Below are 12,629 nucleotides of genomic sequence, written 5' to 3'. Positions count from 1 at the left end.
TGGGGGATCGCATGCAATCTAATGTTCAGCGCCGGCTTGCCGGCGCACCGGCCGAGGCTCAGGCCGTTGCCCGACTCGGCCCCGAACAGCCGCAGTTCCGTGACACCCCCTTGGAGGTCAAGGCCTTCTCGACGGCGGGAATGTCCGGCTGGGCGGCGCAATTGGGTTCGCCCGCTCCCGAGGCCCCCCGGTCCCGCTGGATGGCCAGGATCGGCGGGCTCGCCGCGATCGTGGCGTTGGTGGCCTACCTCATTTGGCGAATCTCCTTCACCATGCCGCCCGCAGGCGGTGACCGTGCCATCGCGTGGACGCTGGTGACGTTCGAAGCCCTTCCGCTCCTGGGGCTCGTCCTGAAGTCCATCACCCTGTGGAACATCGATTGCCGCGCACCGGAGCCGGTGACGGAACCTCCGCAGGGCATGAAGGTGGCCGTGCTGATCCCCACCTACAACGAACCCGTCGAGGTCCTTGCCCCCACCATTGCTGCGGCCTGCGCACTGAAGCCGAGCCACGAAACATGGGTACTGGACGACGGCAACCGGCCATGGGTCGCCGAGATGTGCGCTTCGTTCGCCGCGCGAGTCGTTACCAGGGCCAAACATGACCATGCCAAAGCCGGCAACATGAACCATGCGCTGGAGCTCATGGCCGCCGAGGAAGCGGCGGGCAAGGACGCAATAGACATCATTGCCGTGCTGGACTGCGATCACGTGCCACTGCCCACGTTCCTGACGGCCACGCTGGGTTGGTTCGCCGACGAGGACATCGCGCTCGTCCAAGGCCCGCAGGCGTTCTACAACTCGGGCGCCTTCGATGACGACGGGATCTCCGGTGAACAGGGCCTGTTCTTCAACGTCCTGATGCCATCCCGCAATGTTCCCGGCGCAGGACCGTTCTGGTGCGGCTCAACCTCGCTGCTCCGGGTCAAGGCCCTGCGCCAAGTGGGTGGAGTGGCCACGGAGACGATCACCGAGGACATGCACACCACCCTCAAGCTCATCCGCCTCGGGTGGTAGACCGTGTACCACCACCAGACCCTGGCTGTAGGCCTCGCCCCCGCAACCGCGGACCAGTACCTGTTGCAGCGCCGCCGTTGGGGCATGGGCGCCATGCAGATCCTGACCTACGAGCGGCTCTGGGCCGCCAAGAGCTGGATGACCTGGCGGAACTTCCACGAATACATCAACGGAACCTTATGGTGGCTGGAGGGCATTGCCACCTTGATCGCGTTCATTATCCCGATGGGGGTCATGATCTCAGGCGCGCAGACCTCCACGGCGGGACCGGTGGAGTTCACCCTTGCCTTCGCTGCGATGTTCTGGGTCCGTTTGTGGGGCGCCAAGCGGCTCATGCGCCACCAGATCCATTGGCCGACGGCGTTCGCCCTGCGGATCTTCCGGGTGCCCGTCGGGATGGCATGCCTTTGGTGGCTCGTTTCCCGGCAGTCCCTCGAATTCCAAGTGACTCCCAAGGGTGCGGCAGAGCTCAGGCTCCGCGGCAGGGCGCCTAGGATCCTCCTCGTGCTGATCGCCATCGTGGCCGGGATCATCCTCTATGCGACGGCGGGAGTACTCGGATGGGTGCCTTGGCGGACAAGCCCCGGTTCCACGATCGCCGCCGGAGTCTGGCTGGTGCTGGCCGGAATTGTCCTCGTGCTGGGAACGCTGCGGATCCGGGCCGCGGAATTCGCTACGTCGCGCAGGAGCGCCCACCGGGTCCCTCTCTCCGTGCCCGTCACGGTTGCCGGCACTCCCGGGCAATTGGTGGACGTGTCCATGGGGGGCGCCGCCGTCCGAATGAACGCCGACGCACTACCCGAATCAGGAAAGGTCCTCTTGGCACTCCCCAAATCCGAACCAATCCCCCTCGACATCGTCCGGGTCTGGACGAGCGCGAAGTCCGAGCAGACCGCCTCGCTGAGGGTTCGCGACGGAGACTGGGGTGCCTATCGCCAACTTGCGCTGTGGCTGTTCCACACTCCCGACGGCGTAGTGCCCGGCTTCCCGCCTGGCGTCCCCGTCGTCGCAACCCGCGAGGCATCATGAGCGGGTACGGAATGCGAACATTTACGTTGCTCCGGCCGGTGGCCGCCATCGCCGTCGTCGGCGCCGTCGCCGCCGTCGTCGTCCTGACGGTTTTCCTGGGCTTGAACCAAGGATCGTCCGGGGCCCAGACCGCCGGGGACCTCACCATCCTGGCGGCCGCCCTGCTCGCCACAGCCAGTTGTGCCCGGGCCGCGCGGCGCAAAGACGAAAGCGCCCGTGCCTGGCGGGTCATGGGCCTGGCCACGCTGATTTGGAGCATTGGTCAAACGATCTGGACCTTTTTTGGCTTGACGCTCAACCATGTCTATCCCTACCCCTCCATAGCCGACGCCGCTTTTGTCGGCTACGCGATCCCGGCGGCCATAGCCCTGTACTTGTTCCCGCGGCCCCGTGCCTCCTCGGTAGCTTTCGTGCGCACGCTCTTGGATTCGGCAGTGATTGCGTCAGCGGTGCTCTTCATGAGCTGGGCCACCGTCCTCGGCTCCATCTACAAGACCGAAGGGCAGGACGTCCTCGTCCATCTCACGAGCGTCGCCTATCCGGTTGCCGACATCGTCATTGTCTCCATCGTCCTCATGCTCACCATGCGGAGGGCCCCCGGGGAGCGCCTCAGGTGGGTCTGCCTGGGCGGTGGCCTCCTCGTCCTGGCGATCACTGACAGTACGTATGTGGACTTGACGTCCGGCGGCGTCACAGGGCTCACCGGAACTCCGCTGGCCGCAGGCTGGATCACGGCCTTCCTGCTTATCGCGCTGGCGCCTCTGATTCCTTATTCCCCGCGTCCACGCACGGAACGGCGCCTCTACACTTTGGCCTTGGAACTGCTCCCCTTTGTTCCTCTCCTGGGTGCGATGATCGTGGCGCCCATCCGCAACGGGCGTCCCGGCGACCCCTTCCTCCAAGCCGTTGGCATCACGGCGCTGGTCCTGGCCATCACGCGCCAGATCCTCATGATCGTCGAGAACATCAACCTCACCAGGGACCTCGAATCGAAAGTCGCCGAGCGTACAGCGGAGCTGGAAGGCCTGGGCGCGATCGTCAACTCCTCGGCGGATGCCGTCGTCGGCAAGACCCTGGACGGTGTCATCACCAGCTGGAACCCCGGAGCCGAACGGATCTACGGGTACAGCGCAGCTGAAGCGATCGGCAGGAACGTTTCTTTCATCATTCCTGCTGAACTGCAGGACGAGGAACGAAGGCTCATGGCAGCCCTCCGCGCCGGCGGAGAAACCCACAGCTACGAAACAGCACGGGTCCGCGTGGACGGCTCGATCGTTCCTGTCTCCCTGACGATGTCCCCGATCCGTGGCTCCGGCGGCATCCACGGAGTCGCCTCAATCGCCCAGGACATCACGGAACGCCGGAAAGCCCAGGCCGAGTTGGTGGCCGCCCGCGAAGCCGCCGAGGAAGCCAGCCGCTTGAAGTCGGAGTTCCTCGCGACGATGAGCCATGAGATCCGCACGCCGATGAACGGAGTGATCGGGCTGACCGGCTTGTTGCTGGACACCCCCTTGGACGAAACCCAGCGCCAATATGCCGAAGGCGTCAAGGGCGCGGGTGAAGCCCTGTTGTCCCTCATCAACGACATTCTGGACTTCTCGAAGCTCGAAGCCGGCAAGGTGGACCTGGACTCTGCGCCGTTCAATCCACGCACCTTGGTGGAAGAACTCGCCGTCCTCATCGCTGAGGCCGCACAGGCCAATGGCCTGGAGCTGATTGCCTACTGCCGCCCGGAGGTTCCGGCGATGCTGGTGGGCGATGCCGGGCGCATCAGGCAGATCCTGCTCAATCTGGCATCAAACGCCATAAAGTTCACTCCTTCAGGGGAAGTTGTCATCAGTGTGAAGCTCGTGGAGCAGGAGTCGGAGAACGTTCGTGTGCGCTTCGAAGTCCGTGATACCGGGATCGGGATCGACGCGGCAGACCATCACAGGCTCTTTGAATCGTTCTCGCAGGCGGATGCTTCCACCACGCGGCGATACGGCGGGACCGGCCTCGGCCTGGCGATTTCCCGGAGGCTCACCGAGGTGATGGGCGGCGAGATCGGCGTGGACAGCTCCTTGGGCAACGGGAGTACTTTCTGGGCCACCCTTCCCCTGGCCGTGAGCGAAGAGGCTGCAACTCCGCCGTCGATCTCGCCCGACCAGCTCACTGGACTCCGGGTCCTGGTTGTGGACGACAACTCAACCAACCGCCTGGTCCTCCAAACGCAGTTGGCGGGCTGGCGGATGCGTCCGGAGGCTGTCGGAGATGCCCGGCAGGGCTTGGACCGCTGCCGCGAGGAAGCTGCGGCCGGACGTCCCTTCGACATTGCGGTGCTGGACATGTGCATGCCCGACATGAATGGCTTGGAACTGGCACACAAGCTGAGCACCGACCCCGCGCTTGCAGCCACGCGGATCATCATGCTGACATCCACCATGAATGTGGACAAAGCCGAACTCGTGGCCGCGGGAGTCCAGGAATGGCTGACGAAGCCGGTCCGCAGTTCCGAGTTCTACGACCGCCTCATGCGTCTTGTGGCGGCCCACCCGATCGCGGCTCCTCCGGTTCCCCAAGCAGCCCCGGTCAGCACCACCCAGCGGTCGCGCGCCCTGATCCTGGTGGTCGAGGACAACGAGGTCAACCAGCTCGTGGCCCGCAGCATGGTTGCGAAGCTCGGGTACGAGGCCGACGTCGTGGCTGACGGCAGCGAAGCGGTTGCCGCCACCGCGGCCACCGACTATGCCGCCGTCCTGATGGACTGCCATATGCCTGTCATGGACGGATTCGAGGCCACAAAAGCCATCCGTGCAAGGCAGAACGGACACAGGCGGCTGCCCGTCATCGCCATGACCGCGGGCGCACTCGACGAGGATCGTGAGCGCTGCATTGCGGCCGGCATGGACGACTATTTGACCAAACCGGTGGACGTGGACAAATTGAAGCAGGTTCTCGCCCGGTGGATACCGGAAGCTTCAAAGGAAGACGGCGGACCCGTCCTCGACCCCGAGAGACTGGAAACCTTGCGTAGCCTCGGTCCGGCAGACGGGCTCGGGTTGCTGCCCGCCGCCGCCCAGGCCTTCAGGGAAGACATCGGTCCGAGCCTGGAGGCACTCCGCCACGCCCTGGACAACGGAAACGAGGACGCTTTCCGGCAGGTGGCCCACAAACTAAAGGGCGCCGCAGCCAACATCGGCGCCGCCCGCGCGGCACGGATGTGTGAGGAATTGGAGCACAGCTCATCCAGCGGCGGACCCGTCGATCCCGCGCTCCTGGGCGGCCTCGAAGCCGAACTGGGACTCGTTGACGAAGCGCTGGACCAGGCCGTGTCGGTGGCCTCGTGAAGGTCCTGGTGGCGGACGACGACTTCGGCTCGCGCCTCGTGGCGGAGGCGGCAGTTGAGCAATCCGGCCACGAATGCATCGTGGCCGCGGACGGCAGCTCCGCCTGGGAGTTGTACAGGCACCACCGCCCGCAAGTTGTGGTGACCGACCTGATGATGCCCGGGCTCAATGGACTGGAACTCTGCCGCGCCATCCGCAGTGCGGAAGAGGATTCCTACACCTACCTTGTCCTTGTCACCTCAAAGGACTCGCGTGAAGACGTCGTCGCGGGCATGGAGGCCGGCGCGGATGACTACGTGGCCAAGCCGCTTGACCCGTTCGCCCTGCATACCCGGCTGCTGGTGGCACAAAGGGTGACATCGCTGCATGCGGATCTTGCACGCTACCGTGCCGCGCTGGCGGAGCAAGCGCGCACCGATCCCCTGACAAAGCTCCACAACCGGCTCAAGCTCTCGGAGGATCTGGAGCAGCTGCACAAGAGATCCGCCCGCTACGGAACGGACTACAGCCTGGCGATCTGCGACGTCGACAATTTCAAGAGGTACAACGATTTTTACGGCCACCAGGCCGGTGACCTCGCCTTGCAGTCGGTTGCGGCCACCCTTGCCGAACAAGGGCGCGAGAGCGATGGAATCTACCGCTTCGGCGGGGAGGAATTTCTCCTCCTGCTGCCCGGCCAGTCGGTGGCGGGCGCCGAAACAAGCCTGGAACGCGCGCTGGAGGCCGTGCGGAACCTGGGTATTGCCCATTCCGGAAACCCCTCGGGCACCCTGACTTTGAGCGCAGGTCTCTCGGCCTTTGTCCCCGACCATCGGGTCAGCAGCGAACGGCTCCTGAAAGAGGCTGACTTGGCTTTGTACTCGGCCAAGGCGGCCGGGCGGAATCGCCTGGAAGTTGCGCCGGAAGTCCGTCACATCATCCGGAGCTGAGACCCCGGCCGCTTGGCGGAGTGGCTGCGCCTTACAGCTCCGGAACAGCTTCCCGGGCCACCGCCGTCGCCTCCGCGAACTGCGTGTTGTACAGCTCCGCGTAGCGGCCGCCCGCGGCGAGCAGCTCGGCATGGGTTCCGCGCTCCACGATGTAGCCGTCCTCGACCACCAGGATCGCGTCAGCGGCGCGGATAGTGGACAGGCGGTGGGCAATCACGACGGCGGTGCGCCCCTCGAGCGCTTCGCCCAGGGCTGCCTGCACGGCGGCTTCGTTAGTGGAGTCCAAGGCCGCCGTGGCTTCATCGAGGATGACAACTTTCGGCTGCTTGATAAGGAGCCGGGCTATGGTTAGCCGTTGACGCTCACCACCCGAGAGCCGGTAGCCGCGCTCCCCCACCACAGTCTCCAAACCGTCGGGCAGGGACCGCACCATGTCTTCGAGCCTGGCCCGCCGCAGTACATCCCACATTTCCTCGTCGCTCGCGCCCGGCCGGGCAAGCCGGAGGTTGGAAGCAATGCTTTCGTGGAACAGGTGGCCGTCCTGGGTGACCATTCCCAAGGTGTCCCGGAGGGAATCGAACGTGACGTCGCGAACGTCCATCCCGGTCCCGGGCCCGAAGCCGCCCAAGCGGACGGCGCCGGAATCGACGTCGTACAAGCGGGACAACAGTTGCGCCACAGTGGACTTGCCGGCACCTGAGGAACCAACCAACGCCACGGTCTGCCCGGGCTCTACCCGGAAACTGATTCCATGCAGGACTTCCTCGCCGCCGCGGGTATCGAGGGTGGACACTTCCTCCAGCGACGCGAGGGACACCTTGTCAGCAGAAGGGTAGGCGAACCGGACGTCGTCGAACTCCACCGCAACGGGTCCCGGAGGCACGGCCACAGCGCCCGGCTTTTCCTGGATGAGCGGCTCAAGGTCCAGGATCTCGAAGACCCTCTCGAAGCTGACCAGGGCGCTCATCACTTCCACCCGCGCGCTGGAAAGCGCCGTGAGCGGCGCATAAAGGCGGGTGAGGAGCAGGGCCAGCACCACGACGTCGCCCGCTGCGAGCTGGCCGCCAAGCGCGAGCCAACCGCCCAGGCCGTAGACCAGAGCGAGGGCGAGGGCCGAAACCAGGGTCAGCGCAGTGATGAAGGTGAACTGCAGCATGGCCGTACGGACGCCAATGTCACGCACCCGGCCGGCCCGCAGGGCGAACTCGGCGGATTCCTCGTCCGGGCGGCCGAACAGTTTTACGAGCGTGGCGCCCGGCGCGGAGAAGCGCTCGGTCATTTGCGTTCCCATCGCAGCGTTGTGCTCGGCGGCTTCCCGCCGGAGGTCCGCGAGCTTGGAGCCCATCCGCCGGGCGGGAATGAGGAAGATCGGCAACAAGACCATGGCGAGCACGGTGACCAGCCAGGAGGTGTGGAGCATGACGATCAGCGTCAAGGCCAACGAGACCACGTTGCTGACCACTCCGGAGAGCGTGCCAGCGAACGCCGACTGGGCGCCGATCACGTCGTTGTTGAGCCGGCTGACGAGGGCTCCCGTGCGGGTCCGCGTGAAGAACGCGATGGGCATCCGTTGCACATGGTCGAAAACCCGCGTCCGCAGGTCCACGATCACGCCTTCTCCGATCACCGAGGACAACCAGCGCGTGAGCAAGCCGAGCCCGGCATCCGCGACGGCCACCACGGCGATGAGCCCCGCGAGGCCGATCACCACGTCCGCGCTGGTGCGGGCGATGATCGCGTCGACCACTCGGCCTGCCAGCACCGGAGTGGCGACCGCAAGGAACGCACCGGCGATGGAGGCAAGCACGAAGGCGATCAGCTTGTTGCGATGGGGCCTGGCGAACGCCAGCACGCGTTTGATGGTTTCCTTGGAGAACGGCTGCGAGCCGCTCTTTACCCGGGAGATGTTGTAGAGCGAACGCCAGGCGACGCCATCCATGCTCATGGCTTTTTGTTTCCTAATCCGGTGGTGTGGTGCAGTTCGGTCACGGCGCCGTTGTCGAGGTGCCAACGGGCATCGAGCCGGACGTTTTCAAGCAAGCGGCGATCGTGCGTGACGAGCAGCAGCGCGCCGTCGTAGCTTTCGAGGGCTTCCTCAAGCTGCTCGATGGCCGGCAAGTCGAGGTGGTTGGTGGGTTCGTCGAGCACCAGCAGGTTCACGCCGCGGGCCTGCAGCAGCGCGAGCGCCGCGCGCGTCCGCTCGCCCGGGGACAGCGAGTCCACGGTCCGCGAGGTGTGGTCCGCCTTAAGGCCGAACTTGGCCAGCAGGGTGCGGACATCCGCCGAGTTCCAGTCGACCAGGACGGATTCGACGGCGTCTGCCAAGGTGAGGTGACCAGCCAGCAGTCCGCGGGCCTGGTCGATCTCACCGATGGCCACGGACACACCCATAGAGGCGTCTCCGGCGTCGGGCTCTTGAATCCCCAGCAGCAACCGCAGGAGGGTGGATTTTCCCGCGCCGTTGGGTCCCGTGATGCCAATGCGTTCGCCGGCGTTGAGCTGGAGGTTGACGGGTCCCAGCGTGAAGTCTCCTTGGCGGGCCACGACGTCGCGCAGGGTTGCGACGACGGAGCTGGAACGGGGAGCCTGGCCGATGCTGAACCGCAGCTGCCATTCCTTGCGGGGCTCCTCCACCTCCTCAAGCCGGGCAATGCGGGATTCCATCTGGCGGACCTTTTGGGCCTGTTTCTCCGAGGACTCGACGCTCGCCGCCCTGCGGATCTTGTCGCTGTCAGGACTCTTCTTCATGGCGTTGCGGACGCCTTGGGAGCTCCATTCGCGCTGCGTCCGGGCACGGGACACCAGATCAGCCTTCGTATTGGCGAACTCCTCGTAGCGTTCGCGGGCATGCCGCTTTGCCACAGCGCGCTCTTCGAGGAAGGAATCGTAACCGCCGTCGTAGACTGCCACGCTGTTCTGCGCCAGATCCAGTTCAAGCACCTTGGTGATGCAGCGCGCCAGGAACTCCCGGTCGTGCGAAACCAAGACGGCGCCACCGCGAAGGCGTTGGACGAACGCTTCGAGACGGGCGAGCCCGTCGAGGTCCAGGTCATTGGTGGGTTCGTCCAGGAGGACGACGTCGAAGCGGCTCAGGAGGAGCGCGGCCAAGGCGACGCGGGCGGCCTGACCGCCGGACAGGCCCGTCATGAGCGCATCCGGACCCGCTTCCAGCCCAAGTTCCGCCAGCACCGCCGGGATCCGGTCCTCAAGGTCCGCGGCGCCTGATGCCATCCAGCGGTCAAAAGCCAAGGCGTACGCGTCGTCGGCGTCCTTGGTCCCGGCGGCGAGGCCCTCGGCGCCGGCCTCCATCTCCGCCGTTGCCTGGGCGCAACCAGTGCGGCGGGCAATGTACGCGCCAACGGTTTCGCCGGGGGTGCGTTCGTGTTCCTGGGGCAGCCAACCGACAAAAGCGTCGCTCGGAGCAAGGCTTACCGTACCGGCCTGGGGGCGGTCAGCTCCCGCGAGGATACGCAAAAGAGTGGACTTCCCGGCGCCGTTTGCGCCGACGACACCCACGACGTCTCCCGGCGCGACAGTGAGGGAGAGCTTCGAGAACAAGGTGCGGTGACCGTGGCCGCCGGAAAGCTCTTTGGCGACAAGCGTTGCAGTCATTGGTCTATCCTCTCACTGCTTCCGCCCGTGAGCGGAAAGGCCGGGGCATGGAAGAACCCGCTGGTCCGGACTTGGGGGGTGTGCGGACCAGCGGGTTCGAGAATCAAGCATAATTCAATGTGCCTGCATCGTAAAATCGACTTCGCGGACCTGGCTGAATGCATGGTCCAGAGGCATCCTGCGGGAAACCGTCTATCAGAAAGTGGTACATGTCCCTCCCTTCCAAGGCGTTCCAACGCTGGCTGCACGGGATCGCCCCGAACACCAGCACCGCCGATGTGTGCCGCTTTTCGGGAGTGAAACGCACCACCTTGGCCCAACAATTGGTCCGCGGCAAGGTCGCCGAGAGTTCGCTCGTGAGCATCAGCCGGGCCTTCGATATGAATCCCTTCGATGCATTGGCCCAATTCGAGGCCTACGCGGCGCTTCGCGGCACCCAGGTTCCCCCCACTGATGCGGAACTCGTCAGCCAGATATCCACCACGGATCTGCTGCGTGCCATCATTGAACGGTCGGACCCTCGGGAGGGCGCCCCGGCCCTGGTCTTGGCGGAGACTCCGCACGCGAGTTCGGTCAGGAACTGGGTGGACGCTATCGACGACGGCGGGCTGCGCCACCGGGTGAGCATCGCTACCGGGATCGCACCGCAAAACTTCTCCGCGCACTTGACCGCCAACCGGCTGCCTCCGGAACTGGCCTTGGCAACGTCCCAAGCGGCCGGCGTAGGACCGGCTGGAGGTCTTGTGGCCAGCGGACTGGTCACAGAGGCCGAAGCCGGATGGCCCCCCGGGGCGCGGCGGGATGCCTTGGACAGGATGACGGAAGGCGAACTGGCCCTGGTGGCCGGGGAACGGCTGCAGGCCATGGGCAAGGCCCTCCGCCGCCATGAGCATGAGCTCGACCACAGCAACAGAATCTGGGAGAACCTGGGATGACCACCGTCTTGGCGTGGGCCACGCTCTCCGTTTGCGTTATTTTGACGGCCATTCGCATTCCCAGCGCCGTACGGGGCGAGAACCGGATGGTATTTGTCTTGTTCGCGCTGATTTCGCTCGACATCCTCCTCAGCATCGAGGGTCCCTACATGCTGATCGACGGGTGGCTGGGAAACTTCAACCTCGCCAACCTCTTGCTCCGGTTCATGCTCTACGGAACGTTCCTGCTCATGGGCATCAAGGTGGCCCGGGCCTTTGGCTCAGCCATCGGAGAACGTGCCATCCGCGGACCGATCGGCTTGGCGGTTTTGGTAGCAACGGCCGTACTCACGGCCGTTTTCTTCTTCTCGATGGACACCCGGGGCTCCTCCGTTGGCCTAAGTGACCTCGACGCTGGCCCGGCCCTTGAACTCTATGCGGCCTTGGGCAGGCTCTACCCGGGCTACGTTGCCGTGTGCCTCATTCCGGGCATCTGGAGTTCCGTTCGAGGGACAGGACCCGGCCTGCTCCGGGCCGCCTCCGCAACGCTGCTCCTGGGCCTCGGCTTGATGACCGTTTCGCAGCTCTTTCCCCTCATCCCGGACTCGGCCGAATGGCTGCGTCCGGTCATCAATTACTCAGCCGCCCTGGCCACTGCGCTCGGCTTCGGGGGCATTTGGCTCTCCAAGGCCGTTGCCAGCCGGAAGGTCGCACGGTAACTTAAGAAACAGACCGCGTAACCTCTTTCATAAAACCATTATATGGTGGCATAATTATGAATGTGTGAAGGCAACGCAGCCTAACCTTTGAATCAATGAACGGGTTTCCAAGGTTCGTGGCGCGTGCGGAAGCACTTTGGGGGGATGAGTGGTGGCGGGCTGTTGGGGACCGCCCCCACTCAGCCTTTTTAAGCGTCCTCCCGTGTACACCGGCGCCAACCGGGTCCGGTCCCGTGACTAAGATGGCTTTCATGAAGATCCTGCCTTCCCGCCGAACAGCCCTGTCCGCAACTCTCGCCGCCCTCGCGCTGGCATTGACCGCTTGCGGAGGCGGCTCCTCGCCGTCGTCGACGTCGGGTGGAGACACATCGCTCTCCGCCATCAAGTCCAAAGGCGAGATCGTCATCGCTACCGAGGGCACGTACCGGCCGTTCAGCTTCCACGACAACGGGGCCGGCCCCCTCACGGGCTTCGACGTCGAAATCGCCCAAGCCGTGGCCGCGAAGCTCGGCGTGAAGGCGACCTTCCAGGAGACCCAGTTCGATGGCATTTTCGCCGGGCTTGACTCCAAGCGCTTCGACGCCATTGCCAACCAGATCTCCATCAACCCTGAGCGCACTGCCAAGTACGACTTCTCGGCCCCGTACACCATCTCCAACGGCGTCGTTGTGACCAAGTCGGACAACAACTCCATCCACAGCTTCGCCGATCTCAAAGGCAAGACCACCGCCCAGTCGCTGACCAGCAACTTCTACAAGATGGCAGTCGACGCGGGCGCCAACGTCCAGTCCGTCGAAGGCTGGGCGCAAGCCGCCGCGCTGGTCCGCCAGGGCCGCGTCGACGCAACCGTCAACGACAAGCTGACCTACCTCGACTATGCCAAGAGCACTCCGGACTCCGGCTTGAAGATCGCCGCCGAGACCACCGACAAGACGCAAAGCGCCATGGTCTTCCGCAAGGGATCCACCGAGCTCAAGAACGCCGTCGACAAAGCGCTCACGGACCTTCGTGCCGACGGTACCCTCGCCAAGATCTCCCAGAAGTACTTCAGCGCAGACGTCACCAAGTAGCCGGCGGCCAAACA

The 12,629-nt window shown here is 64.9% G+C and carries 9 protein-coding genes; 7 read left to right on the top strand and 2 right to left on the bottom strand.

Annotation, left to right across the window (positions count from 1 at the left end; genetic code table 11):
* Positions 1 to 11 precede the first annotated feature (11 nt).
* From L0B83_RS07370 to L0B83_RS07355, 4 genes are read left to right on the top strand one after another with little or no spacing between them, the layout of a single operon-like run.
* Positions 12 to 1,016, top strand: a complete 1,005-nt coding sequence (locus L0B83_RS07370; protein ID WP_234757759.1) for a glycosyltransferase — start codon at positions 12 to 14, stop codon at positions 1,014 to 1,016.
* Positions 1,017 to 1,019: 3 nt separating this feature from the next.
* The gene (locus tag L0B83_RS19875; RefSeq protein ID WP_234757758.1) at positions 1,020 to 2,045 is read left to right on the top strand and encodes a PilZ domain-containing protein; all 1,026 of its coding nucleotides are present in this window, start codon (positions 1,020 to 1,022) and stop codon (positions 2,043 to 2,045) included.
* An 11-nt stretch (positions 2,046 to 2,056) separates the two neighbouring features.
* Complete coding sequence (locus tag L0B83_RS07360; RefSeq protein WP_234757757.1) at positions 2,057 to 5,371, top strand: hybrid sensor histidine kinase/response regulator; 3,315 nt, start codon at positions 2,057 to 2,059, stop codon at positions 5,369 to 5,371.
* The gene (locus L0B83_RS07355; protein WP_234757756.1) at positions 5,368 to 6,300 is read left to right on the top strand and encodes a GGDEF domain-containing response regulator; all 933 of its coding nucleotides are present in this window, start codon (positions 5,368 to 5,370) and stop codon (positions 6,298 to 6,300) included. Before L0B83_RS07360 ends, L0B83_RS07355 begins: the two co-directional genes overlap by 4 nt.
* 31 nt (positions 6,301 to 6,331) lie before the next feature.
* Here the strand turns inward: L0B83_RS07355 and L0B83_RS07350 are convergent, their stop codons facing one another.
* Both L0B83_RS07350 and L0B83_RS07345 read right to left on the bottom strand, forming a co-directional pair.
* Positions 6,332 to 8,245 (bottom strand): ABC transporter ATP-binding protein, encoded by a 1,914-nt coding sequence (locus L0B83_RS07350; RefSeq protein WP_234757755.1) that lies wholly within the window; start codon positions 8,243 to 8,245, stop codon positions 6,332 to 6,334.
* Positions 8,242 to 9,912: an ABC-F family ATP-binding cassette domain-containing protein gene (locus L0B83_RS07345; protein ID WP_234757754.1), complete on the bottom strand. Its 1,671-nt coding sequence runs from the start codon at positions 9,910 to 9,912 to the stop codon at positions 8,242 to 8,244. The genes L0B83_RS07350 and L0B83_RS07345 overlap by 4 nt, the downstream gene beginning before the upstream one ends.
* 209 nt (positions 9,913 to 10,121) lie before the next feature.
* Here L0B83_RS07345 and L0B83_RS07340 point away from each other — a divergent pair, with 209 nt between their 5' ends.
* The 3 genes from L0B83_RS07340 (at position 10,122) to L0B83_RS07330 (ending at position 12,615) form a co-directional block, all read left to right on the top strand.
* Complete coding sequence (locus L0B83_RS07340) at positions 10,122 to 10,847, top strand: hypothetical protein (RefSeq protein ID WP_234757753.1); 726 nt, start codon at positions 10,122 to 10,124, stop codon at positions 10,845 to 10,847.
* Positions 10,844 to 11,545 carry a hypothetical protein gene (locus L0B83_RS07335; protein WP_234757752.1) on the top strand — a complete coding sequence of 234 codons (702 nt, stop codon included), beginning with the start codon at positions 10,844 to 10,846 and terminating at the stop codon, positions 11,543 to 11,545. Before L0B83_RS07340 ends, L0B83_RS07335 begins: the two co-directional genes overlap by 4 nt.
* Before the next feature lie 251 nt (positions 11,546 to 11,796).
* Positions 11,797 to 12,615: an amino acid ABC transporter substrate-binding protein gene (locus L0B83_RS07330; RefSeq protein ID WP_234757751.1), complete on the top strand. Its 819-nt coding sequence runs from the start codon at positions 11,797 to 11,799 to the stop codon at positions 12,613 to 12,615.
* Positions 12,616 to 12,629: the final 14 nt, after the last annotated feature.

The organism is Arthrobacter alkaliphilus (genome assembly GCF_021483235.1).
GTDB classification, from domain to species: Bacteria; Actinomycetota; Actinomycetes; order Actinomycetales; family Micrococcaceae; genus Arthrobacter; species Arthrobacter alkaliphilus.
The sequence above is the reverse complement of the archived record's forward strand: the minus strand, read 5'-3'. Positions and strand labels throughout refer to the sequence as shown.

Excerpts from the sequence above, each read along its gene's own strand:
- L0B83_RS07335 (WP_234757752.1), top strand. The coding sequence starts at position 10,844 with ATGACCACCGTCTTGGCGTGGGCCACGCTCTCCGTTTGCGTTATTTTG.
- L0B83_RS07370 (WP_234757759.1), top strand. The coding sequence starts at position 12 with ATGCAATCTAATGTTCAGCGCCGGCTTGCCGGCGCACCGGCCGAGGCT.
- L0B83_RS07350 (WP_234757755.1), bottom strand. The coding sequence starts at position 8,245 with ATGAGCATGGATGGCGTCGCCTGGCGTTCGCTCTACAACATCTCCCGG.
- L0B83_RS07345 (WP_234757754.1), bottom strand. The coding sequence starts at position 9,912 with ATGACTGCAACGCTTGTCGCCAAAGAGCTTTCCGGCGGCCACGGTCAC.
- L0B83_RS07340 (WP_234757753.1), top strand. The coding sequence starts at position 10,122 with ATGTCCCTCCCTTCCAAGGCGTTCCAACGCTGGCTGCACGGGATCGCC.
- L0B83_RS07330 (WP_234757751.1), top strand. The coding sequence starts at position 11,797 with ATGAAGATCCTGCCTTCCCGCCGAACAGCCCTGTCCGCAACTCTCGCC.
- L0B83_RS07360 (WP_234757757.1), top strand. The coding sequence starts at position 2,057 with ATGCGAACATTTACGTTGCTCCGGCCGGTGGCCGCCATCGCCGTCGTC.